The following is a 25,306-nucleotide window of genomic DNA, read 5'->3' on the forward strand; positions in this document are numbered from 1 at the left end:
TTAAAAGGAAAATGGAATTACGCAATATACAACGGGTTTATTTGATAGGCATAGGCGGCATAGGCATGAGCGGCCTTGCGCGCTATTTCAATCATTTGGGCTGTATTGTTTGCGGCTACGATAAAACGCCGACCGACCTGACCGACGATCTGCGGAACGAAGGCATCCAGGTGGTATTTGAAGATAAGGATGGGGGCATACCAAGAAGTTTCCGTGATCCGGACGATAATACTTTAGTGATTTATACCCCGGCTATACCTAAAGATTCAGAGATTCTCGGTTACTTTCAGAGTAAAGGATTTGTATTGTGGAAACGCTCGCAGGTGTTGGGTTTGATTAGCAAGGGTAAGTTTACCATCGCGGTAGCAGGTACGCATGGCAAAACTACTACCTCGTGTATGGTGGCGCATATCTTAAAAGATTCGGGTAAAGATTGCTCGGCGTTTTTAGGGGGCATTGCCTCTAATTATCAAAGCAACGTGTTGTTTGGCCATAATGATATTGTGGTGGTTGAGGCAGACGAGTATGACCGCTCGTTCCTGACCCTGTATCCAAACATCGCCATTGTTACTTCAATGGATGCCGATCACCTGGATATTTATGGTGATCACAGCCAGCTGACAGAATCGTTCAAACTGTTTGCATCGCAGATAAAAACCGGCGGTACGCTTATCCACCGTAAAGGTTTGCCTTTAACAGATGGGTTCACGTACAGCATTAATGAGGAAGCCGACGCGATGGCGATAAATATCCGCATTGAAAACGGCGATTTCTATTTCGATTTTAAACGCGGATCTATTAGCATCCCTAATATTAAGTTAGGCATTGCCGGTTTGCATAATATTGAAAACGCTGTTGCCGCCATTGAGGTAGCCCTGCGTTTACACATTGAATGGGATGCTATAAAAAGCGCCTTAGGGTCATTTAAAGGGGTAAAACGTCGTTTTGAATATATTGTTAAAACGCCGGCCCATATTTATATAGATGATTATGCGCATCATCCTGAAGAATTAAGAGCAGCTATCAGTTCGGTTAAAAGATTGTACCCCGGGAAAAAACTCACAACAATTTTTCAACCTCACTTATTTACCCGTACCCGCGATTTTGTGGACGGGTTTGCAGAGGTGCTGGACATGACCGACGAACTGATACTGCTTGATATTTATCCTGCGCGCGAGCTGCCTATTGAAGGCGTAACATCGGCCATGATCTTGGAACGAATGAAATTGCCCAACAAGCAAATATTAAGCAAGCAGGATGCTATTGATAAAATAAGGTCAGAAAAACCCGAACTATTGTTAACCGTAGGTGCGGGCGATATTGACCAGTTGGTACAACCGTTAAAAAGTGCTTTAGAAAATGTTTAAGAAACCAATTTGGCGCATAGTAATACAAAGTTTCCTTTGGGTGATAACCCTGGGCGGCCTTGTAGCGCTGATGAGTTTTATTGAAATTAAAAAAGCCGAAGTGGTATGCAGCGATGTGAAAATATACATCCCCGGCAGCCAGTATTTTATCGATAAAAAAGAGGTAGAAAAGATCCTGCAGATAAGCAGCTATACCATGATAGGCCGCCGTATTGATAACATTAACCTGCATAACCTGGAGAACAGGCTAAAGGCTAACCCTTTTATTGAATTTGCCAAGGTTTACGCGGATATGGACGGCATCATCATGATAGAGATCGTACAGCGACAGCCTATTTTAAGGATAATGAACCAGTTTGACCAGGATTATTATATTGATAAAAACGGGTTGAAAATTCCGCTGTCGGCAAATTTTACTGCCAAAGTCGTAGCAGCCAACGGGGCAATCGACGAACCGTTTGGCGGTAAGGTAGATACGTTGCGTACCCTGCTGGCGAAGGATCTTTTTAAAACCGCGGCATTTATCCGGAGTGATTCGCTTTGGGACGCGCAGATAGCACAGATCTATGTAAACCCAGGCCATGAAATTGAGCTGATACCAAGGGTAGGTAACCAGCGCATTTTGCTGGGCAATGCAGACTCTATCGAGGTTAAGTTTCATAACTTGTTGGCGTTTTACAAACAGGCATTACCACAGGTTGGCTGGGATGCTTATAAGCTGATCAATATTAAATACGCCAATCAGATAATTGGGGTAAAAAACACCAAAGCAGATTCTTTACGGATGAAGCAGCTGAAAACTACCGCCGATTCAATTAAAAAAGTAACGAAAGACACATCTCTAATTAAACAGTAATATGGACAAGAGTTCGACACAAGAAAAAAGTTCGCCAATTGTAGTGGGATTGGACATTGGTACCACCAAAATTTGCGCAATTGTTGGCCGCCGCAGCAAAAACGGCAAGATCGAAGTACTGGGTATTGGCAAAGCCGAGTCGGCGGGTGTAACCCGTGGCGTGGTTTCCAACATCGACAAGACCGTGCAGGGCATTACCGCTGCAGTTGAAATTGCGGGCACGCAATCAAATGTAGAGATCAGGGTAGTGAACGTGGGTATTGCCGGCCAGCATATTAAAAGCTTGCAGCACCGCGGGTTAATTACCCGTCGCGACCTGCAAACGGAGATAGGCCGTAAGGATATCGATAAACTGATAGAGGATATGTACAACCTGGTAATGCCTCCGGGCGAGGAGATCATCCACGTACTGCCGCAGGAGTTTACGGTTGATAGCGAGCCGGGGATTAAAGACCCTATAGGCATGGCGGGTGTGCGCCTTGAGGCTAATTTCCATATTATATCGGGCCAGGTTACGGCTATAAAAAATATTGTTAAGTGTGTTAACAAAGCACATTTAGAGAGCCAGGAACTGATCCTGGAGCCTTTGGCATCGTCAGAGTCGGTATTAAGCGACGAAGAAAAAGAAGCCGGTGTGGTGCTGGTTGATATCGGCGGCGGTACTACCGATGTGGCCATATTCCACGAAGGTATCATCCGTCATACCGCGGTTATCCCGTTTGGCGGTAACAGCGTGACTGAAGATATCCGCGAAGGTTGTTCTGTAATGCGCAATATCGCAGAGCAATTAAAGGTAAGGTTCGGATCGGCATTGGCCGAAGAAAACAAAGAGAATGAGATTGTGTGTGTACCGGGTTTGCGTGGACGCGAGCCTAAAGAAATATCAGTAAAGAACCTGGCCTTTGTTATCCAGGCCCGTATGGAAGAGATCGTAGAGCATGTGTATTATGAGATCAAATCATCCGGATACGAGAAGAAACTGATTGCCGGTATAGTAATTACCGGTGGCGGCGCGCAACTGAAACACCTGTCGCAAATGGTTGAGTTTGTAACTGGTTTGGATTGCCGTATAGGTTACCCTAATGAGCATTTGGCCAAGAACGAGGTGTTGCCTAAAAACATATATGAAGAGCTGCAAAGCCCAACGTTTGCAACCGGTATAGGTTTGCTGATAAAGGGTATCCAGAAAATGGAATACAACGGCATGGTACAACAGCCTGCCGAAGTGAAAGTGGACAAAACCAAATATACCGAAGACAAAAAATTCGGCCTGTTTGGCAAGATACTGGAAAGCGGGAAGAAATTTATTAAGGACGATATTAAAGACGAAGACTTTTTGAAATAGAACCCGTAATGCTGGGTTCAGGAGATTAAAGGTATACTTTTCAACAACCTTTAATTTTTCCACATTATAGACATTTGTGGAAAAAGCTTGTTGAAAAAGCGCTAATATTACAATGGTGAAATCTAAAATTCGTCAAGTTACACATAGCTGAAAATAAGGATTATGCAATTTGAGATGTTAAAAGAAAAGTCGTCTATCATCAAAGTAATTGGTGTTGGCGGCGGTGGTGGCAATGCAGTGAACCACATGTACAAGCAAGGTATTACAGGTGTAGATTTTATAATTTGCAATACAGATGCACAGGCATTGGAGCTTAGCCCCATCCCTAACAAAGTACAATTAGGTGCAAGTTTAACAGAAGGAATGGGCGCAGGCTCGATCCCCGAAGTTGGTGCCAATTCAGCTATTGAAAATATTGACGACATTAAACAAATGTTAGGCTCAAATACCAAAATGTTATTCATAACAGCAGGTATGGGCGGTGGCACAGGTACAGGCGCAAGCCCTATCATTGCCAAAGCGGCCCGCGAGCTGGATATATTAACTGTTGGTATCATCACCACGCCTTTTTCTTTTGAAGGTAAACGCCGTAAAATGCAGGCCGATGCCGGCATGGAAGAGTTGAAAAAATATGTCGACTCGTTCCTGGTGATATCAAATGACAGGCTGCGCCAGATCTTTGGTAACTTAACCTTAGGATCGGCATTTGCACAGGCCGATGATATTTTGACCACAGCGGCCAAAGGCATTGCAGAGATTATTACTTTACCGGGCTATATCAACGTCGACTTTAAAGATGTGCGCACCGTGATGAAAGACAGCGGTGTATCTATCATGGGCAGCAGCGCTGCCGAAGGCGAGAACCGTGCCTTACGTGCGGTTGAGGGCGCATTATCGTCTCCGTTGTTGAAAGATAATGAGATAGAAGGCGCGCGTTATATCCTGTTAAACATCAGCTCGGGCGAGAACGAAGTGACCATGGACGAAGTAAGTATTATTACTGACTACATCCAGGAAGAAGCCGGCCTTGCTGCTGACCTGATCTGGGGTAACTGCCGCGATGAGAATTTAGGCGATAAGTTATCGGTAACTATTATAGCAACCGGTTTCCAAACCAAAGACGAGCGTGAGAAAGAATACAGCAGCAAAAAAATTGTAAATATGCTGGTTCCTGATGCGCCGTTGGTTAGGCCCGTAAATGAGTTTATTACACCGGTAAATGAAGCCGCGCCATCTGAACTTTATATCAAGGGACAAAAGGAAAAAGAGAAAGAAGAGCAAAAACAAACTGGCCTGTTCGACCTGTTCGCTACATCGCGTACGGAAGAGCCTGCACCGGTAAAATATAACCTGCAGGATGCCGTTGAGCAGCCTGATGCGGATAATGAATCAGACTTGCCTGAATTTACCTTCAAACTTGCAGAACCTGATACAGAGACTATCATTAACCAGGTAGCGGTTGTTGAAGAAAAAGTAGCCGAGCCTGAACCGGTTAACGCGGACGAGCATAAAACTGACGAGTCGATAGAAGAGCAACTGCGTAAATCGCGCGAGCGGATCATGCGTTTAAAAGACCTGAGCATGAAACTACGCAGCGGTAACATACAAGAACTGGAGAATGTACCGGCTTACAAACGTAAGGAAGTAGCCTTACAGGAAACCCCTGCATCAGACGAGAGCCAGATCTCAAGGTTTTCTTTACTGCCGGATAGTGACGGTAAAATAGAGATCCGTGACAGCAATTCATTCTTACACGATAATGTAGATTAATTAAATAGAATCAAGAATTAAGAGCCAGGAATCAAGATAAACTATTCTCGATCCTGGCTTTTTTAATAAAAGACATTTCTGATCTCATTATCCTGATTTTTAGTGATCAAGGTAAATCTGTCTTACCTCTTGATTCTTGTCTCTTGACTCTAATAACGTATATTTGCAATTTGAAAACGATTAATTAGAAAATACCTTTGGATTTATTTGATAAAATAACAAGCAGTATGGGTGGGCCAATAGGGCAGCATCAAAAATGGTCGCATGGCTATTTTTCATACCCGAAGCTTGAGGGAGAGATAGGGCCGCACATGCAATTTAACGGCAAAGAGCATTTAGTGTGGAGTTTAAACAATTACCTGGGGTTGGCCAACCATCCTGAAATAAGAGAAGCTGATGCCAAAGCAGCGGCTGATTATGGAATGGCTTACCCGATGGGCGCCCGTATGATGTCGGGTAACTCAACCCACCATGAAGAGCTTGAAAATGGCCTGGCCGAATTTGTAGGCAAAGAAGCTGCCTTTTTGTTAAACTACGGTTACCAGGGCATGGTATCAATTATCGACGCGTTAATTAACCGTAATGATGTAATTGTTTATGATGCCGAGTCGCACGCCTGTATTATCGATGGCGTACGCATGCACATGGGCAAACGTTATGTTTACCAGCATAATGACCTTGAAAGCTGCGAGAAACAGTTGGAGCGTGCTACAAAACTTACCGAACAAACCGGCGGTGGTATTTTATTGATTACCGAAGGCGTTTTCGGTATGTCAGGCGCGCAGGGTAAATTGAAAGAGATCATCGAACTGAAAAAGAAATTCGATTTCAGGATATTGGTTGATGACGCGCATGGTTTTGGTACCATGGGTAAAACCGGTGCAGGTACGCACGAAGAGCAGGATTGTATTGATGGGGTGGATGTGTATTTCGGTACGTTTGCAAAATCAATGGCAGGTATTGGCGGCTTTGTTGCCGGCGATAAATTCCTGATAGATTTTTTACGTTATAACATGAGGTCGCAGATCTTTGCCAAAGCATTGCCTATGCCAATGGTTGTAGGTTTAAAGAAACGTTTTGAACTGCTTAAATCGCAACCGCAGCTGCGTGATAAGCTATGGCAGATAGCAAGAGCGTTACAGACGGGTTTAAAAGAGCGTGGTTTTGACATCGGTGTTACCAATACCATGGTTACCCCGGTGTTTTTAAAAGGCGACCTGTACGAAGCTACAGCCCTAACCCGCGATCTGCGCGAACGTTGGGGGATTTTCTGCTCTATTGTAGTTTACCCGGTTATCCCAAAAGGATTGATAATTTTAAGATTGATACCAACCGCTACGCACTCTATGGAAGATGTGCAGCGTACCTTAGATGCCTACAGCGAAATGGGTGAAAAGCTAAAAGCCGGCCACTATCGCGAAACAGCGCCTGTGGTTTGATCATAGCGCTATGCATAAAAAATGCCATTCCTTGAACGGGATGGCATTTTTGTTTTTGTGAGCTATTGGATTGCTTTTATATAATATCTTTATAACCGAAACCGGTTAAAATCATTTTATGCGTTTGCCTGATAAAACTATCGTTATTGTATTACTTGTATTGGTAGTTGCTGCACTTGTTAGGTGTAGTAATCCGGCAGACCATAAAGTGTCAAAAAGCGATACCTTATCCTTCAGTAATGAAGATGTTGTTAAGGGGCAATCATTAGCTGCGGCTAATTGCCAAACCTGTCATAAACTGCCTGATCCGGCACTGTTGGACAAAGTAACCTGGCGTGATCACCTCCTTCCTGCTATGGGTAGATACCTGGGCGTAAACTCTGTGGCCTCTACCGGTAAACTGATCTCGCCCACAAGTGATGATTATTACTTGCCCGCAAGACCTGTTGTTGATTCTGCGACATGGGCACGGATAACCGTTTACTACATTACTAAAGCGCCCGAACATTTACCGGTACCCCATGTGCCCGAACCTATCCATAACTTACCTTTTTTCGAGATCCAGGCTACTCCTGCCGAATGGATCTTACCAAAGTCACTAACATCATACGTTAAAATAGATGAAAGCGTAACGCCGCACCGCCTTATCATATCCGATGGAATGACTAACCGCCTGATCGTACTAAATAATAAAGTACAGACATTAGGATCATCTGTTCTGGATGGCCCTATAGTAGATCTTTTGTTTCAAAAAAGTAAGATCACAGCCACCACCATTGGTAATGACCTGTGGGCTAATAATTTCAAGAACGGGAGTGTCGGGGAGATCACAATTAATAAAAAAGGGGTAGCTGCGCTAAAAAGCAAACCTGTTTTTGAAGATTTAAGCAGGCCACTATCAGCTAACATTGCCGATCTGAATGGCGATGGTAAGCCTGATTACCTTGTAGCCCAGTTTGGCAAAATGGTTGGCCGTTTAAGTTGGTTTGAGCAATCAGTAAAAGAGCCTAAAGAACATGTGTTAAGGGATAAGCCCGGTTGTATAAAAGTTATTATTGATCATAGTAAGGGTAAACTGCCTGATGTTTGGGCACTTTTTGCACAGGGCGATGAAGGGGTGTTTTTATACACCAATGATGGCAAAGGCAATTTTGAAGAGAAGGAGGTGTTAAGCTTTCCGCCTTCATATGGTTCAAGCTCGTTTGACCTGGTTGATTTTAATGGTGACGGCTTCAAAGATATCATTTACACCTGCGGCGATAATGGCGATTATAGCCAGATACTGAAACCATATCACGGCGTGTATATCTACTTAAATGATGGTAAGAACAACTTTACCCAAAAGTATTTTTACCCTGTTAATGGTTGTTATAAGGCTATAGCTAAAGACTTTGATGGCGACGGAGACCTGGATATTGCTGCCATCAGCGAGTTTCCGGGAAGTAAAACCCCGTGGGAAGCATTTGTGTATCTTGAAAACAAAGGTAACTTTAACTTCCAGGCTTTTACCTTGCCGCTAAATACGCCATTTCATAACGGAATGACCATGGATGCCGCCGATATAGATGGAGATGGAAAAACCGACCTGTTATTGGGTAACGGTTATGTGCCAACCGGTACGAAAAGCCATGACAAGCAACCGCTATTTTTAGTTCTGAAAAACAAAACCTCTGCGGCTGTTAAACCGTAAAAGGATATAGAATAATAAGCCTGAATTTATTATTGACCCGGCGTTAAAAACGCAGAATTTTTTGTATTTTGTATTTTACTGATGCTTAGGTAATTAGGTGTTGCACCTTAGATTAATATGTGCCTTTTGCTTTATATTGTATCAATATTATTTAAAAGTAAAATTTTATTATAATAATGATAAAATAGTAGCTTTTTAAGTAGAAAAATAAGAAAAAGACAATATTGTAAGTACCTGTAAATGTGGAAAAAAACGACTATTTTAAGCCAAAACGGGTATTTTTTTTTAACCAAAAACATTTTAGATTAGCTAATACAAAAACAAACAGCCTTAACCATACTTAAAAAGGAGAAAATTAAATGAAAAAATTTACTGAAGTAAAGAACCTTATCGCCTCGCTGGAAGCCGATGCAGATAAGTTTTACAACAAGGGTAACAGTGCAGCCGGTACCCGTGTTCGCAAAGGGATGCAGGACCTGAAGAACCTGGCACAAGCCATCCGCCTGGAAGTTCAGGAAGCAAAAAACAAAGCATAGCGATACAGTATGTATCACTGTAAATAAGGCCCGGCTGCACGCAGCAGGGTTTTTTTTATGAAACTTTTTGTTGTTGTAAAACTGCCAGGCCTTGCACTTCTTTAATGATCTTAGCTGCCGTATGCTCGCTCACCTGTACCAATGGCAGGCGTACGGTATCGCCGCAAATTCCCAGTTGTTTAAGCGCGGTTTTTACCCCTGCCGGGCTGCCTTCAACAAAGCATAAGCGGGTAAAGTCAATAAGATCATAATGGCCTTTTTGCGCGCCTTTAAAATCGTAGTTCAGGCATTTGCGGATCATATCTGAAGTTTGGCGCGGCAACGCGTTGCCAACTACAGATATTACACCTACAGCGCCCAAAGCTATCATCGGGAAACTGACCGGGTCGTCGCCTGATATTACCAGGAAACCTTCAGGTTTGTCGCGCATGATCTGGTTGATCTGGTCGAAATTGCCTGACGCTTCTTTTATGCCTATAATGTTTTTAAACTCGCGCGCTAACCTTACCGTAGTTTCTGCACTTACATTGCTGCCTGTGCGGCTGGGTACGTTATATAAAAGCACAGGCAGTTTAGCATTTTGCGCAATAGCTTTGTAATGCTGGTAAATACCTTCCTGTGTTGGTTTGTTATATTGCGGGCTGGCCGAAAGGATAGCGTCATAACCTGCTATATCAAAAGCTTTTATCTGCTCAACAACTTCTGCGGTATTATTACCGGCAATACCGGCAACTAAATTTACACGGCCATCTACTACATCGGCAGTAAATGTAAAAACCTTCTTCTTCTCGTCTTGGCTTAATGTGGCGCTCTCGCCGGTTGTACCTAATGACACGATGTACTCCACACCGCCATCAATTAAATAATTGATCAGGTTTTTTAGCCCGTCATAATCCACTTGCCCGTCCGCGTGAAAAGGGGTAACTATCGCTATCCCGGTTCCGTAAAATTTATTCATGTTCGCAATTAAAGGGTGCTAAGATAATAATTTTATTAGTGATGAATGATAATTTATAGTAAGCCCATGGACAATATTTGAAGTGAATGGGTCCATAGACCATAGTTTATAGTCCATAGTGATTATCATAAACCATCCACTATGGTCCATAGTGGATCGGCTACGGTCTTCCCCCCTACAAACTTAATGAGATCCTTATTGCCGAACGGATATTATTACCGCTGTTGTAAGATTGCCCATATAGTACCCGCAGGTTAAGGTAGCGAATTCCCGCGCCCAGTTCGTAATAATTTTTTAACTCTGGCGATGTCAGGTAATTTACATGGATGATCTCCTGTAGTTTAAGCTTCCTTAATCCCGGGATCTTATTGGTAATAAAGCCTGAAAAGTTATGTTCAAAATGTCCCTCCAGGTATTGCGTACGGGTACTGTAAGTATAATAATCAAGCATTAAAAAGCTGTTAAGCGCTGCGCGGTAAAATAGCGCTTCGTTACCATGAAAGTGGCTGTAGTCGGGATAATAAATACTGTTGGTGTTTAAGAATTTGCCTGCACCAACATAAAAAGAGGTTTTACCATAAACACCCATGCTTATATCCGCCTGCGATATATTTGCGCTGATCTGGTCATAATCAACATCAGACCCAAGGATATTTTTAATGCCCATTGTATAGTTTAAAGCAATTGTAGGATAAGGCGAGGGCAAATAATGCCTGCCGTTGGGATAGGTTTCGTACTTATTGCTGAAATCATAACTGGTACCAAGCATAATTTTGAGCGACTGATTTTTGGGGAACAAAGCCACATTAGCATTAGGTGCCAGTGGGTTGTTTGATGTGTAAATGTCGTTACCTGTAAAGCTGTACGATGTTGTATTGTTTAGCCACGTTCGGCTAGCCCATTCAACAGCCGCGCTGCCTTGCCAGCCGCCGGTTATACGGCCTTTAAAGTCTGCATTAATGAATTGTTTCTGGTAAAATTTTTCAAAATTTTCTCTCGCAAATAAACTATGTACCGTATTAGCGAATGACGAGATCGGTTGCAGGTTGTTCAGGTCTACCACATCCGATCCGCCGTTTACAGACAGCGTAAACCGGTCACCCACCGGTATAGTACCACCGGCTACAGCGTTAAGGCGATGATCTGAAAAACCATAACCCATATCAAGCCCGACCTTAAAATAACGATTATTTACAGAATCAATTTGTTTGGTGAATGATGCTTTGTAATTTAAGTTAAAACCCTGCACGGTGTTAAATTGTACAGTACCAGTTATCGGGTCGAAATGGTAATACTCTTTTTTATAACGGTTACGCAAGTTAATACCGCCGATTAAAAGATTGATAGGCTTGAATTTGTTATTTACATGGTCTATCGAGTCGAGATAGGCTTTTGATTCGTGCTTAATGGCTAAGTCCTCTTTCTTTTTATAATCTGTCTTTTCCTCGAGGGTTAAAGGTATAGGGCGTTGACTATCCCAGTAAGTGCTGTCCTTTTTATTGATGCCTTTGGTAATGCGCAGTACTTCGTTAAAATCCTTTTTATTAAGGGTAGGGTTAAGGTCATAGTTTTTGTAAACCGATATAAAATACCCTCCAAACTTAAACCCGAAGATGCCGCCTGTAAAATCAAAGCGAATAGTTGAGGTCATCCACGCTTTATCATCAACAGGCACAAACTGCTGGTTTATTTTAATGGTATCAAGCACGTTGATGTTGGCCTTTTTTGTAATGTACAGGTTAACCCCAACAAGGCGCCAGCTATCATTCTGAATATAAATATCACCCTCGAAACAAGGGTCATGTGCGCGGCGGGGTATCACCCTGATCTTGTTAATGGTTTTGCCGTTCTCAACGCTTTCGCCCAGCCATTTGTAGTTATAATAAAAGAAAGCGTTGTCGGCTATGGGCGATATCAAAGGCCTTAAACTGATGCCCTCCCAATCTTCAAAATTCTCATAAAAATTCACCTTCAGATCAGTAGCACGGTTAAAGCTGAATGCCCGGTTATTGCCCGATACTTTTGATGATACCATTTCTTCATGCACCTTACCCGGATATAGGTAACTATATTTAGATTCAGATTCGGACAGATAAATGATCCCCCTGCGGTTCGAGTCGAGCCCTATTTGCCGTGCTATTTGGTTAATATCCGTCCCCAGGAATTTCTTTGGCGCATCAAGGATCTTTTGCAGGCCTTTTATATAAACTTCGCAGGTATAGGCTTTAACCTCGTTAAGGTAAGTTTTACGTTTTTTTATCGCTTTGCGGATAATGGCATAGGCAGGATCTATGCCGCCAACCGTTACGCCTTGCAACTGGTAAAACTCTGTGCTTAGTGTGACATTGATAGTCTGGTTCTGACCGGCGTCAACCGTTCGGCTTTCTTGTTTATAGCCTACCGCTTTGTATTGAATTGTGTATTTACCTGGCTTTAGCTGTAATGAATATTCGCCGTCGCTATTGGCAGATGCGCCATGGGTTGTATTTTGAATATACACACTTGCAAACGGAATGGCTTTACCGGCATCGTTAGTAATTTTGCCGCTAACTGTAAATTGTTGTGCAAATATGGGGGTAGTAAACAGCAGGAAAAGTAGACAAGCAAAAGCTATGCGCATGCAGGTAAATGTTTACACGAAGATGCAGCTTATTAGCAAAAGGTTGCGTCACAAAGGTGTTAATTATTGTTAAGGTTTTTGTTAAAGAGGGATAGATTCAATTGTGAAAGCCCTACACAAGTTATATGCTTATCGCTTTATTATCGCTCAATTGTCACTAGTGCTGTTACTTTGTCTTGATACAAAGTAACCAAAAACCAAGTCAGCAAAGAGGCTTCTTTGCGCTCATGGCCTTTGCCCTGTAGTCCAGGTAAAACCTCGGGCCGCGCCTTTTTTGCCCCGCTATCGCACCCATGACCCCACGCTTCAGCAAAACCTGCGAATGCCCGTGCCAACTCACAAGGCTACCATTGTTTTACCTTCCCTCGCCTGAAGCTTTTTTGCTGACATTTCGTTTATAACATAATTTCGTATTTGTACAAATTCCAAAAGCGTGTAAAGGCCTGCCAATTCGCCGGGCCGGGAGTCTGGCCATGTGCGGCTGAAGCGATTGAATTGGCTTGATGTTTGGTTACTTTGCATCTAAGGTCAAGTAACTAGGCCTTAGCGGCCATGAGCGCCACCAAGCGATAGAAAACGTTGCTTAACTTACAGAGATTGCTTCGTTTCTCTCAATGACGATCTTTTTATTTATTTACCCAATCATCTCCATCAATTCCACATCACTAATAATAGGAATATTCAATTTCTGCGCTTTTTCAAGTTTTGAGGGCCCCATATTATCGCCGGCCACCAGGTAGTTAAATTTGGTCGATATGCTGCTCCACGTTAGTCCGGATCTGTGATCTCGGGTTTTAGCAGTAATGGATTTGTAATTCACGAATATGATGTTACTAAGTGGGATTATAAATCCAGACTAATTATAATTGGCAATAACCTTAAATAAACAAAAAGGCTTCCTCTGATGAGAAAGCCTTTTCAATCCAAATATTAAATATATTATCCTGACACCTCGCCTGTTAGCAGGTTTACGGTGTAAGTAGCATTATTGATAATAATTTTGGCGCTGCCGTTGCCCAGGAAGGTAATTGTACCTGAATAATTCCAGGTGCCTGTGGTGCCTGATCCTGAAGTATTGAAATCAGCTGAACCACTGGCTATTACACCATTTGAATCTATAGTAACAGCATGATAGGTATAAGCAAAGTTTTGCGTTGCGGAACCTTTATTGCTTCCTGATGAATAATTATAAGTACCGCCGTAACCTATTGTACCGGCCAAAACAATACTGGTGGTTTTGCTTGATGGAGTAACGGCTGTAATAGTCATATTTTCATTAATCTTATAATTTAATGAAAATGTCGATGTTGACTCAGCTATAGTTAAATCGTCAACAAAACCATATCCTGATAGCACGCCATTGGTACAGGTAAAGGCAAATTTCATATTGCCGCTCATTTTTACTGATGTACCCCCACTATCTTCTGAATAATCCAGCGGCGTTTCAGATGTAGTACCGCAAAGTTCATTACCGTTCGAGTTTACTTGAAGTCCGTTTTGGTTTTTCACCAAACCAAGTGTACTGAGCGAGCCCCAACCATCACTCAGGTTAAATGAACCGAAACTTGTAGATAGGGTTTGGGTAATGTTAAGCGCAACCTGGCTGCTTACCTCTTTAGGCGTTAGCGTGGTAGTAGCCGGTTTACTGTTTGAAGATTTTTTACATGCCGAAAAGGTAAATGCTACCCCTGCCAGCACAGTGATAATAAGGTTTGCTTTGATTTTCATGATCTTAAAAATTGTTCATATATAAAACTTTTATAATTGTTTAAAAACCAGTTTTAGGTTGGCATAAATATAAAAAACATTCATACAATTTACACATTATTAATACATTAAGAAAAAAACAGGAAAAAATTCCCAACTAAATAATCCCATATAACGCCCCACCTGCTTCTGCCATCCTATCCACCAGCTTCTCTACCTCCGGGTCTTTTTCCAGTACCGGTGCATGGTGCGGTTTTATCCGCGCGTCAATTATGAGCGGGCCGTAGCAGCCCCAGTGCTTGTGCTCGGTAAACTCGTTAATGCCATAAATATCGTGCGAGGGGTTGCTGCGGGTAAAGGTTACCCAAACAAAGTTGTTGATGTTTGGGGCGGTAAAGACGGCATCGTCGCACAAAACAAACAGGGGGATACCAGTTAAATCGGTCTCTGCAAAATGCTCCTGTAAAAACTCAATGATCATGGGCATATCGCTGGTGCGGATGTTCTTAGGCACCTCGATAGCCAGCACACCCGGCATTACTATCTGATAATTTACCAATGGCTTAGGCAAGCTGAAACCTGCTGGTACATTAGCCCATAGCTCGCGTTTAATATCGCCGGCAACGGTAACCGCCACCTTACTGCCTGAGTTTAGGCCACTGCCGCTATAGTCGAGTGTGTCAATAGTGGTGCGGGTATGAAAGTGCAGATCGCGGGTAAGGTCAATGCGTTGCAGTATATGGGTGATGAATCCGCCGATATCATTAACATTTAGTTTAGGATCATCCTCCTGCGCGGCAATGAACAGGTATTTGGCCAGGCTAAGCTGGTTCTTGCCCAGTATATGGTTAGCTATGGTAATGATCTCCTGCGGTTTGCGCTCTTTAATGTAAGGCGTATAACGCTCGCTGCCAATGGCGAATAACAGCGGGTGTACCCCCGCCGCGTCTACAGCGTTTACGGCATGCAGCCCCGGGATCTCCTGCGGCAGGGCCGAGCCGGTTATCTCATGGATCAACGCGCCAAAGCTGGTATCTTCCTGCGGCGGCCTGCCCACTACGGTAAAGGACCAAACAGCATCTTTACGGTGATAAACGTTATGCACTTTTAATAACGGGAATGGATGCGCCAGGCTATAATAACCCAAGTGATCGCCAAACGGGCCTTCAGATTTATTGTCGTGCGGCTCTACCGTCCCGGTTATGATAAAATCCGCGTCGGCCGAGATGCAGAAACCTTCATCGTCATAAAAATACCTGAACCTGCGGTTACCCAACGCGCCGGCGAAGGTCATTTCAGACAAACCTTCGGGCAGGGGCATTACCGCAGCAACGGGGTGCGACGGTGGGCCGCCCACAAATATGCTCACCTTTAAAGGCTGTCCTTTAGCGTTGGCTTTAGTTTGGTGCACGCCTATGCCGCGGTGCAGCTGGTAGTGCAGGCCTATTTCTTTATTTAAAATATAATCGTTACCCGCCAACTGGATGCGGTACATGCCCAGGTTAGCATTCATAATGCCGGGCTTGTCGCTATCTTCGGTATAAACCTGCGGCATGGTTACAAAGGGGCCGCCATCTTTAGGCCAGTTAACAATCTGCGGCAGGTCTTCAATATTGCACTTTTCAAAGTTCTTCCTACCCACCTTCATCGGCAAAGCAGATAACGCTGTCAGCGCCACATTGGCATACCTGAACGGGTGCTTTATAGCCTGCATGGGGTCGGTTTTCACATCAACCAGGGTTTTAACCTTATCCAGCGAATCACGAAAAATAAACTCCGACCGCTCAAGCGTACCAAACAGGTTAGATACAGCCGGGAATTTACTGCCCTTTACCTTCTCGAACAAAATAGCAGGCCCGCCCTTTTCAAACACGCGTAAATGGATAGCTGCCATTTGCAGGTAAGGGTCAACCTCCTCTTTTATACGTATTAAATGACCATGTTTTTCAAGGTCGGTTATGCAGGCTTGTAAATTTGGGTAACCCATATCAATTATCTAACAGGGGCAAATGTACAAAAGGCATTTTAATGTAGCGGCGCGTTACTTTTTATCGTTTTAACAGATATTGCCTTAACTTTAAATTATGAAACCATTAATAGTGCTGATAGTAGTATTTGCTTTAAGCTGCCTGGGGTTTTATATCGCTCAGCATGAAGCCAATGTAATTTTGAGCGGGCGCATAGCCATGTCCATCATGTTGTTGTTTACATCAACCGCGCATTTTGCTTTTTTTAACGGGATGCAAATGATGCTGCCGCCTTTTGTCCCGTTTAAAAAGTTCTTTGTCTATTTCACCGGGGTGATTGAGGCGCTGGCGGCTATCGGTTTACTGATCATCCCGACGCATTATGTCACCGCTATTTTGCTGATCCTGTTTTTTATCGTGTTGCTGCCTGCCAATATCTACGCGTCGCAAAAAAGGGTCAACCTGGAAAAAGCAGATTATACCGGTAACGGGTTATCATACCTGTGGTTCAGGATCCCCTTACAATTATTCTTTATTGGCTGGGTATGGTATTTTGCCATTTTTAACTGATATCTGCAACGGGAAATATAAAGAGACACAAAGTATTGTGTCTCTACGTTGTCTATATTACCAATCAAATCTATAGATAAACATTAAAGTAGGTGCTTAAAAAAAGATATGCTTAATTTAGCACGCTAACGTCTATATATCTGCATGTCGGTTATTGAGCTTACTATTATTATCCTTATAGGTTCGTATTTCGCGGGCCTGTTAGGCTCGCTAACCGGCTTGGGTGGTGGCTTTATAATAATCCCCCTGCTAACCTTGGTGCTGCGTGTAGACATTCATTATGCTATTGGCGCTTCGCTTATTTCTGTTATCGCCACCTCATCCGGATCAGCGGCAGCCTATGTTAAAGAAGGAATTACCAATATGCGGCTGGGTATGTTTTTAGAAATAGCCACTACTGCAGGCGCCATGGCAGGGGCTATTCTGGCCATATATACGCCTACCCATTATATTGCTATCCTATTCGGGTTGATCCTCATCTCATCTGCATTAATGTCATTACAGAAAAAAAAGGAACAAACCACCATACATCAAAGTTACCTGGCGCAAAAACTAAACTTAAACGGCAGCTACCCTACTGCCCAGGGCACAGTTGAATACGGTGTAACCAATATTATTGGCGGCTTTTTTACCATGCTGTTTGCCGGGGTAATATCGGGCCTGCTTGGCATTGGCTCTGGTGCATTAAAAGTTGTGGCGATGGATGGTATTATGAAGATCCCTTTCAAGGTATCAACCACTACCAGTAATTTCATGATAGGTGTTACCGCCGCCGCAAGCGCAGTGGTTTATTTACAGCGCGGCTACATTGACCCGGGTTTGTCAATGCCTGTAGTGATAGGCGTATTACTGGGTGCAATGACGGGTTCAAAAATATTGGTAAACAGCGGCTCATCTAAATGGATCAGGGTGATATTTGCGGTGGTGGTAAGCGCGGTTGCCGTTCAGATGATCTATAACGGCATAACGGGGAAAATATAATGAACAAGCTAAAAGATACCGATATACAAGCTGCCATTGGATGGGTGTTACGCACAGGCGTATTCTTATCTGTGGGTGTAGTGATGTTTGGTGCTGCCATATATATTTACCGTCATGGTTATGACGCTACCGATTATCGCACGTTTAAAGGCGTACCTGATTTTGTAAAACTATCAGGTGTGGTAAACGGCATGCTTACTTTGCACGGGAGGGCCATTATCCAGGGTGGTATCATTTTATTAATTGCCACTCCGGTTATCAGGGTAGCATTCTCGGCCATTGGGTTTGTTTTAGAGAAAGATTACCTCTATGCCTTTATCACGTTACTTGTGCTGATCATTATTTTCGCAAGCATGCTTACCGGGCATGCCGGCTGATCAATTTGCTGTAGTAGTGCTTCCGGCTACTCCGCCCGCCCTGTTTTGCTCGTCTTCATTACCCGTACTGTGCTTGCGGTTTACCTTTAAAGATACATTACCAAAATGGTAAGTAAAATTTAACCGCACAACGCGGGTTTCAACCTTATCATAAACCGTCATATTAAGGTTTTGGTAGTTTATACTGCTCCAGTCGCGGTGCGTATTAAAAATATCGGTTATGCCAAGGCTCAATCTGCCTTGATTATGTAAGATCTGCTGACTTAAACCGGCGTCAACGTGATAATCTGCCTTAAATTTGCCAATACCATAAAATTCAGGCGATTCATAATTGCCTGATACTTCGAAAGACAAGGTATTGGTCAGTTTGAGATTTTGCGTACTTGCTAAACTTACAGATTGTGTGCCTTTATTTAAGTTACCATTCCTGGGATAAGCTTTTATGCGCTGATAAGAAACATCGGCAGTAAAGTTTGCAGTCCACCAGTTTGTAAAATTTACCGGCGTATAAAACCGGACACCATAAATGGAGTAAGTACCAAAATTTTGCGTGATAGACCGGTTTACCTTAGTCGAATCGTTTTGCATATAATCCACAAATCCATAAAAGTTAGAAACTACCATGGCGTACAAACTGGTTACCAGTTTCTTGTTATAGGTATGGGTTATCTGTATTTTGTTGGAGTATTGCGGCTTTAAATTGGGGTTACCCTGTTTATAATCATACAGGTCGGCAAAATATAAAAACGGGTTAACTGCATCATAAGCGGCCCTATTTACCCTCCGGTTGAAGCTGATATCAAAATCGTTTTTTTCATCGGCCTGGTAATTTAACTGCAATTGCGGGAACCAGTCCGAATAACTTTTGTTCACCGTACTTTCAGTTATTGCCGACGTACCGTTGCCACTTGTATTGGTTTGTTCAACACGCAGGCCGGCTATTAAATTTACCTTGCCCAGTTTATTGATATAATTCAGATAGCCCGAGTTGATATTTTCTTTAAAAAAGAAGGTACTGCTAAAATTGGGCGAGTTTTGGTAAACACCGTCTACTTTGGGGCCAAAGTCAAGGTCGTTATTGCTTTGAACCCGGCTATATTTTACCCCGGCCTCTAAACGCGATTGCTTGGACAACGGATTAACATAGTCGATCTTTGCCGCCCAGATATGAATATCCGCAGGTGACAGGTTTTGCAGCTGCAACAGTGGCCTATAATCAACACGGGCCGAATTATAGAAGAAATTATCAATATACTCAGACGAATGACGGTCTACATCATTAAATACAAGGTCGGCATATAAAGTTTTGCCCAGGGTATCTAACTTACCTGTGTAATTAATATCATAACTGGTGTTGCTTTGCCCCCGGTTCAGTTTTGATTTTGTCAGGATGGTTGAATCAAGCCGACCATTATTGGTAATATTTAAAACGTTGTTTTTAATAAAATCATCATTGTTTATAGTGCCGCTTATCAGCACTCCAATGGTATGCTTTGGCGATATGGCATAATCTGCCCCAACCCTGAAATTATGGCTATAGCCCTGCTGGGTAGCATAATAATTAACATTGTATTCGCTTAGCTCGTTATTGTAATTGATAAAACGATCAGTAATAAAGGTATGGTCTGTTTTGCGGTAGATAAAATTGTAATTACCAAAAATATTGACCTTATCCTTACGACTATTAAAAATAAGGCCGGCATTTGCCTTACCAAATTTACCATAGCCCCCTCCGCCAGAAACGGTAAAATTTGTACCTTGGTTAGCGCCTTTTTTACTGATGATATTGATCACCCCCGCACCCCCCGCATCATATTTTGCCGATGGATTGGTGATCAGTTCAATTTGCTGTACCGTGCTGCCCGGTAAGCTTTGCAAATAATCGGTCAGGTCCTGCCCCGTTAACCGTACAGGCCTACCATCAACCATAACCAGGGCATTTGCCCGGCCAACAATGCTGATATCGCCTTTGGTTTCGGCATGTACACCCGGCGCCTGGCGTAATATCTCAAAAACAGAATTGCCCTCGGCAATGATACTGCTTTGCACGTTTAGCGTAACCCTGTCGGGCTTAACCTCTACATATGAGCGCTGGGCGGTTATGGAAACTTCTTTTAATTGTGGCAAATGCGGTGTTAGGCTAATTTCATCAACCGCGATGTTTTTCCCGGTGTCGACAGTATAAGGCCCTGTCATTGACTGATCAAAACCGATCTTACTTACCAGTAACAGGTACCTGCCGGGTTTGGCATTGAACTTAAATAAGCCTTTAGCATCGCAAGGGGTTGAACGGATAATAGATGAGTCGGCGGCAGCCAATAGTATTACCGTGGCGGCCTCTGCAGCAATGTGTTTTTCGTCAGAAACTTTACCATGGATGCCTGATACGCCGGTTTGCGAGTAAGCGTGGATACACAAACCGTTTAGGAGCATAATTATTAAGCCCCTTGCTAAAGACCTCATCAATATTATCAGTTAAGAATTAGGCTATAAATATGCTTATAATTAGTGCAATTTTAGCCTTTTTACGGTTTATTTAAAGTAAAAGTTTTTAATGTACTTTCTGCCTTACGGTATGATATGAGTATTGCGGTAATTTTACTAATTTTCGCAATTATTATTACCACCGTGTTGATACCCGATAAAATGAAGAAGACCTGCTTTTTAATACTGACCCTATTTTTTGCGATAAATAGCCTGGCACAGGCAGAACCGACCAAAACGGCGCAAAGCAAATCAGATCCGTCATTGACAGAATCGCCGGTATCGTTGAAAACGCTTAGCGGAACTATCTCGGGTACCTTAACCACGCCTGCTACCATTAATGGAAAGATCCCGGTAGTGCTGATCATTCCAGGCTCCGGCCCGGTTGACCGTGATGGCAACAGCGCCAAAACAAACCTGAATGCCAACACTTATAAATTAATAGCCGAAGCATTGGGCAAAGATGGCATTGCATCATTACGTTATGATAAACGTATGGTTGGCCAAAGCGCCACAGGCCAAAAAGAAGAAAACCTGCGTTTTGAAGATTATGTTGATGATGCGTTAGGTATGATTGGCCTGTTAAAGGACGATAAAAGATTTTCAAAAATAATAGTGCTTGGCCATAGCGAGGGTTCATTGGTAGGGATATTGGCTACAAATTCGTCAGAAGGTAAGGTTAATGCCTTTATTTCTGTTGAAGGCGCCGGCCGCCGTGCCGACGAGATCATGAAAGAGCAGATGAAATCTCAGCCTTCGTACGTATCTGACAGCTTTAAAAAAGTGTTAGATTCATTGATCATCGGTAAGATCCAGCCAAAGGTTGATGCCTCGCTATATGCTATTGCAAGGCCTGCTATGCAAAATTATTTAATGAGCTGGTTCAGGTATGATCCATCGCAGGAGATCAAAAATTTAAAAGTTCCTGTTCTGATCGTACAGGGCACTACTGACCTGCAGGTAACTGTGATTGATGGAGAGAAACTGAAAAAAGCAAGATCCGCGTTCAGCTATCTGCCTGTGCGTGGCATGAACTATGTGCTTAGAGATGCCCCCGCCGACAAAGATAAAAATATGGCCACTTATACTCAGCCCGAATTGCCCTTAAAGCCCGAATTTGTGTCAGGCGTGCTTGATTTTATACATGGTCTAAAGTAGACAAAGCCGTTTATTGTCATTTCGACCAACGGGAGAAATCTATACACGACAGGCGGTTAAGCAGTGTATAGATTTCTCCTCGTACCTCGTTCGAAATGACAACCTTTTATATCATAAAGGCCAATTACCCTGCAACCGCCTGATCACAATGATCTCGCTGGTGTGATAAGCGTTATGATCCGCTATCTGTAAGGCTTCGCGCAGGATGCTTTGCCCGCTGCCGTGGCCCAGCGGTTTATAGATATCTTCTTTTTTAAATAATTCGATAAATTCTTCAAGGTCGCTGTCTATTTGTTTTAACGAGTCGTGCCAGGCAGCGTCATCTTTAGGGGCGGTTTCTTTTGGCCAGTAATCATCCGGCCAGTTTGGCGATTCGTGGTTCTGATCCGCACAAAACTGTACCATATCCCATTGCGCAATACGGATATGCTCAACCAGTTGCCAGATGCTGTAAGGCAACTTCGCGGGTTTATCGCCACGGGCATCGGCGGGCAGTTTTTCAAGCGCGTCTTTTAAACCAATGTGGGCGTTGCCGCCGCGCAGCAATTTCACCACTTCGTCAATAATTATATGATGTTCCTTATTCATATTTTACATACTTTGTTTTATAGTTAATCGCTTTTTTGGGTTAAATGTTCTAAGTTTATCCAACAAAAATATTTCCGGCAATGACGCGTAGTTTATCTTTTTTAATAGCTTTTTCTTTATTTATTATCGGCTGCAAGAAAGACGGCCAGGCCCCGCCGCTTACCCCACAGGGCAACGACTCATTTACCGCTTACGAAACCCACTTTTTAGACGCCTTGTGGAAACTGAACCCTGAATGGGGCACCGATGAAGGCTATCATAAATACGACAGTCTTCTGGTGATCCCTAACGATAAGAACAGGGAAGCGATGTCGCTTTTTCTCAAAAAACAACAGGACTCGTTAGCTAAATTTGAAGTTAACGACCTTACGCCATCAAATAAAATGGATTACCATATCCTGCAAAACCAGCTGGAATACAGCAACTGGAAGATCAGCGTGTTAAAAGATTACCAATGGAACCCAGCCTACTATAATGTGATACCGGCGTTTGCACATATGCTTAATGAGCATTACGCGCCTTTGGCAAAACGCCTGCGCAATCTTCATCAAAAAATGGCCGACCTGCCACTGTATTACAAAGAGGCCGAGAAACAAATAAAAAATCCAGCCCCTGAACTTACCGCGCTGGCCATTGAGCAGCAAACCGGCGGTATCAACATTCTTGAAAAAGAGTTTGCCGACTCGCTAAAGAAATCCATCATCCCAGCGGCAGAGCAAAAGCAAATGACAGATCGCGCCAAGCTTGCTGTCGATGCAATTAAAGGATACATCAGCTGGCTGCAAGCTTTAAAGAGCGATAAACCGCGCAGTTTCCGCTTGGGAAAAGAGTTGTATGAAGATAAGTTTAAGTACGAAACCCAATCGGCCTTTAGCGCGCAGCAGCTTTTTAATATAGCCACCGAGCGCAAAAAACAGATCCATGGCGATATGGTTAAATTGAGTAAAGAGCTATGGCCTAAATATTTCGGCAAAAAAACCATGCCTGCCGACTCGTTAGACCTGGTAAGCCGGGTGCTGGATACGCTTTCAGGCAAACATACCACAGCGGCCGACCTTCCATCAGAAATTGAAAAGCAATTGCCAAAACTTTCGGCCTTTGTAAAAGATAAAGACTTGTTAACACTTGACCCCAGCAAACCTTTGAAAGTACGCAAACAGCCTGCTTATTTTGGTAACGCGGCTGTAGCGTCAATGAGTTCGCCGGGGCCGTATGACAAAAACGGGACCGCGTATTACAATATCATCAGCCTAACAGGTTTATCTGCCGATAGAGCCGAAAGCTACCTGCGCGAATACAACGACTATACATTACAGATCCTGAGCATGCACGAAGCTATCCCCGGCCATTACGCGCAGCTGATTTATGCCAATAACGCGCCAAGCCTGGTTAAATCTATTTTTAGCAGTACCGCCATGGTTGAAGGCTGGGCCGTTTACGGCGAGCAAATGATGCTGGATGCCGGCTATGATACATCGCCCGAAATGAAACTGATGTGGTACAAATGGCACCTGCGCTCGGTTTGTAATACCATACTTGATTTTGACGTACACAGCAACAGCATGACCAAAGAGCAGGCGCTTAAGTTTTTAACCCACGAAGCTTTTCAGCAACAGGCCGAGGCCGAAGGCAAATGGAAACGCGTAGGTGTAACCAGCGTACAGCTTGACAGCTACTACGACGGCTACAAAGAAATTATGGACCTGCGCGACGCTTATAAAGTCAAAATGGGTGATAAATACAAGTTGAAAGAGTTTAATGAAAAGTTCCTGAGTTATGGCAGCGCCCCTGTAAAACTGATCCGGTCGGCAATGGCGGATGGGAAGGATAATTGATACTGCTTTTTTTCTTTTGTCATCCTGAGCGATAGCGAAGGATCTTCCAGGCGGCGATTGCTGAGTTTACAGATCCTTCGCTATCGCTCAGGATGACAATGTGTTTTTTGTTTAATGCTTTAATCCAACAACATGAACAATAACTGGCCCGAATTAAGCTTTGATAAACTGAAGGACACGGTTGCTACCGTGCAGTTATGGACACAAATTGTAGGTAAGATCAGGTTAAAAAGCATGCCCTGGCTTAACCACTCTTGGCATGTTACTTTATATGTATCGCCGCGCGGGCTGTCAACGCATAGCATCCCCTATGGCGAGGGCAGTTTCCAGATAGATTTTGATTTTATAGCGCACTGGGTTATAGTTACCTGCAGCAGCGGCGAGCACCAGTACATTGATCTTTACCCGCGCACTGTAGCGAGCTTTTATAAAGAACTTTTTGAAAAAATGGCATTGCTCAAGATAGAAGTAACCATTTACGCTAAACCCAACGAGCTTGACCCTGCCATTCCGTTTGCTGAAGACGAAGTGCATAAAGCCTACGATAAAGAACAGATGGAACTGTTTTTTAAGGCGCTGTTAACCATCAACACCGTATTCACGCAATTCAGATCTAAGTTTAGCGGCAAGTGTAGCCCGGTACATTTTTTCTGGGACGCGTTTGACCTGGCGGTTACCCGTTTCTCGGGGCGCAAGGCACCCGTGCATCCGGGCGGCGCGCCAAACATGCCCGACAGGGTAATGCAGGAGGCCTACTCGCACGAGGTAAGCAGCTGCGGGTTCTGGCCCGGCAGCGAGCAGTTTCCTTACCCGGCATTTTACGCCTACTGCTACCCTACCCCTGCTACATTTGGCCAGCAGCCAGTTGAACCTGCCCAAGCCTTTTACAGTACAGATATGGGCGAGTTTTTTTTAAAGTATGAGGATGTGTATAATACCGCCGACCCCGAAGGCGCTTTACTTGTTTTTTTAGAAACCACCTACGCCGCAGCCGCCAACACCGGTAACTGGGACAGGCAGGCTTTAGAATGTGATTTTTCGTGGCTTGAAAGATAAAT

Annotated in this window: 20 protein-coding genes; 13 read left to right on the forward strand and 7 right to left on the reverse strand. The window is 43.6% G+C overall.

The genetic code is table 11. The features are described from left to right. The first annotated feature begins 11 nt into the window (after positions 1-11). From murC to FO440_RS01415, 7 genes are all read left to right on the forward strand, one after another. Positions 12-1,367 (forward strand): UDP-N-acetylmuramate--L-alanine ligase, encoded by a 1,356-nt coding sequence (murC, locus tag FO440_RS01385; protein WP_144246438.1) that lies wholly within the window; start codon positions 12-14, stop codon positions 1,365-1,367. Next, positions 1,360-2,223, forward strand: a complete 864-nt coding sequence (locus tag FO440_RS01390) for a cell division protein FtsQ/DivIB (RefSeq protein WP_144246439.1) — start codon at positions 1,360-1,362, stop codon at positions 2,221-2,223. The genes murC and FO440_RS01390 overlap by 8 nt, the downstream gene beginning before the upstream one ends. Before the next feature lies 1 nt (position 2,224). Next, positions 2,225-3,568, forward strand: coding sequence for a cell division protein FtsA (gene ftsA, locus FO440_RS01395; RefSeq protein WP_144246440.1), 1,344 nt, complete (start codon positions 2,225-2,227; stop codon positions 3,566-3,568). A 162-nt stretch (positions 3,569-3,730) separates the two neighbouring features. Further along, on the forward strand, positions 3,731-5,338 hold the full coding sequence (gene ftsZ / locus FO440_RS01400; RefSeq protein WP_144246441.1) for a cell division protein FtsZ: 1,608 nt from the start codon (positions 3,731-3,733) through the stop codon (positions 5,336-5,338). A 197-nt stretch (positions 5,339-5,535) separates the two neighbouring features. Further along, positions 5,536-6,777 (forward strand): aminotransferase class I/II-fold pyridoxal phosphate-dependent enzyme, encoded by a 1,242-nt coding sequence (locus FO440_RS01405; protein WP_144246442.1) that lies wholly within the window; start codon positions 5,536-5,538, stop codon positions 6,775-6,777. A gap of 118 nt (positions 6,778-6,895) precedes the next feature. Next, a complete protein-coding gene (locus FO440_RS01410; protein WP_144246443.1) occupies positions 6,896-8,467 on the forward strand; it encodes an FG-GAP repeat domain-containing protein in 1,572 nt (523 codons plus the stop codon). Positions 8,468-8,826: 359 nt separating this feature from the next. Then, entirely contained in the window at positions 8,827-9,003 is a 177-nt protein-coding gene (locus FO440_RS01415; RefSeq protein ID WP_144246444.1) for a histone H1, read from the forward strand. Positions 9,004-9,058: 55 nt separating this feature from the next. Here the strand turns inward: FO440_RS01415 and dapA are convergent, their stop codons facing one another. The 5 genes from dapA to FO440_RS01440 form a co-directional block, all read right to left on the reverse strand. Further along, the gene (gene dapA / locus FO440_RS01420; protein WP_144246445.1) at positions 9,059-9,961 is read right to left on the reverse strand and encodes a 4-hydroxy-tetrahydrodipicolinate synthase; all 903 of its coding nucleotides are present in this window, start codon (positions 9,959-9,961) and stop codon (positions 9,059-9,061) included. A 175-nt stretch (positions 9,962-10,136) separates the two neighbouring features. Beyond that, entirely contained in the window at positions 10,137-12,581 is a 2,445-nt protein-coding gene (locus FO440_RS01425) for a DUF5686 and carboxypeptidase regulatory-like domain-containing protein (RefSeq protein WP_144246446.1), read from the reverse strand. 634 nt (positions 12,582-13,215) lie between these two features. Beyond that, entirely contained in the window at positions 13,216-13,401 is a 186-nt protein-coding gene (locus FO440_RS01430; RefSeq protein ID WP_394348355.1) for a BRCT domain-containing protein, read from the reverse strand. A 119-nt stretch (positions 13,402-13,520) separates the two neighbouring features. Next, positions 13,521-14,309 carry a hypothetical protein gene (locus FO440_RS01435; protein WP_144246447.1) on the reverse strand — a complete coding sequence of 263 codons (789 nt, stop codon included), beginning with the start codon at positions 14,307-14,309 and terminating at the stop codon, positions 13,521-13,523. 136 nt (positions 14,310-14,445) lie between these two features. Beyond that, on the reverse strand, positions 14,446-16,275 hold the full coding sequence (locus FO440_RS01440; protein ID WP_144246448.1) for a UbiD family decarboxylase: 1,830 nt from the start codon (positions 16,273-16,275) through the stop codon (positions 14,446-14,448). 97 nt (positions 16,276-16,372) lie between these two features. Between FO440_RS01440 and FO440_RS01445 the strand changes: the two genes are divergently transcribed. The 3 genes from FO440_RS01445 (at position 16,373) to FO440_RS01455 (ending at position 18,183) form a co-directional block, all read left to right on the forward strand. Then, positions 16,373-16,825: a DoxX family protein gene (locus tag FO440_RS01445; protein ID WP_144246449.1), complete on the forward strand. Its 453-nt coding sequence runs from the start codon at positions 16,373-16,375 to the stop codon at positions 16,823-16,825. Between the two features lie 144 nt (positions 16,826-16,969). Beyond that, positions 16,970-17,806, forward strand: coding sequence for a sulfite exporter TauE/SafE family protein (locus FO440_RS01450; RefSeq protein WP_144246450.1), 837 nt, complete (start codon positions 16,970-16,972; stop codon positions 17,804-17,806). Beyond that, positions 17,806-18,183, forward strand: coding sequence for a DUF1634 domain-containing protein (locus FO440_RS01455; protein WP_144246451.1), 378 nt, complete (start codon positions 17,806-17,808; stop codon positions 18,181-18,183). The genes FO440_RS01450 and FO440_RS01455 overlap by 1 nt, the downstream gene beginning before the upstream one ends. Here the strand turns inward: FO440_RS01455 and FO440_RS01460 are convergent, their stop codons facing one another. Then, positions 18,184-20,616, reverse strand: coding sequence for an outer membrane beta-barrel family protein (locus FO440_RS01460; RefSeq protein WP_186292541.1), 2,433 nt, complete (start codon positions 20,614-20,616; stop codon positions 18,184-18,186). It lies immediately after the preceding gene. Positions 20,617-20,829: 213 nt separating this feature from the next. On the opposite strand from FO440_RS01460, the gene FO440_RS01465 reads away from it, so the two are divergent. Further along, a complete protein-coding gene (locus FO440_RS01465) occupies positions 20,830-21,825 on the forward strand; it encodes an alpha/beta hydrolase (protein ID WP_186292542.1) in 996 nt (331 codons plus the stop codon). 111 nt (positions 21,826-21,936) lie between these two features. On the opposite strand, the gene FO440_RS01470 is transcribed toward FO440_RS01465, so the two are convergent. Further along, positions 21,937-22,413, reverse strand: coding sequence for a DinB family protein (locus tag FO440_RS01470; protein ID WP_144246454.1), 477 nt, complete (start codon positions 22,411-22,413; stop codon positions 21,937-21,939). Between the two features lie 80 nt (positions 22,414-22,493). Between FO440_RS01470 and FO440_RS01475 the strand changes: the two genes are divergently transcribed. Both FO440_RS01475 and FO440_RS01480 read left to right on the forward strand, forming a co-directional pair. Further along, positions 22,494-24,248, forward strand: a complete 1,755-nt coding sequence (locus tag FO440_RS01475) for a DUF885 domain-containing protein (RefSeq protein WP_144246455.1) — start codon at positions 22,494-22,496, stop codon at positions 24,246-24,248. A gap of 132 nt (positions 24,249-24,380) precedes the next feature. Beyond that, complete coding sequence (locus tag FO440_RS01480; RefSeq protein ID WP_144246456.1) at positions 24,381-25,304, forward strand: DUF5996 family protein; 924 nt, start codon at positions 24,381-24,383, stop codon at positions 25,302-25,304. The last annotated feature ends 2 nt before the right edge of the window (positions 25,305-25,306 follow it).

Origin of the sequence: Mucilaginibacter corticis (assembly GCF_007558865.1) — a bacterium.
In the GTDB taxonomy this organism is placed as follows: domain Bacteria; phylum Bacteroidota; class Bacteroidia; order Sphingobacteriales; family Sphingobacteriaceae; genus Mucilaginibacter; species Mucilaginibacter corticis.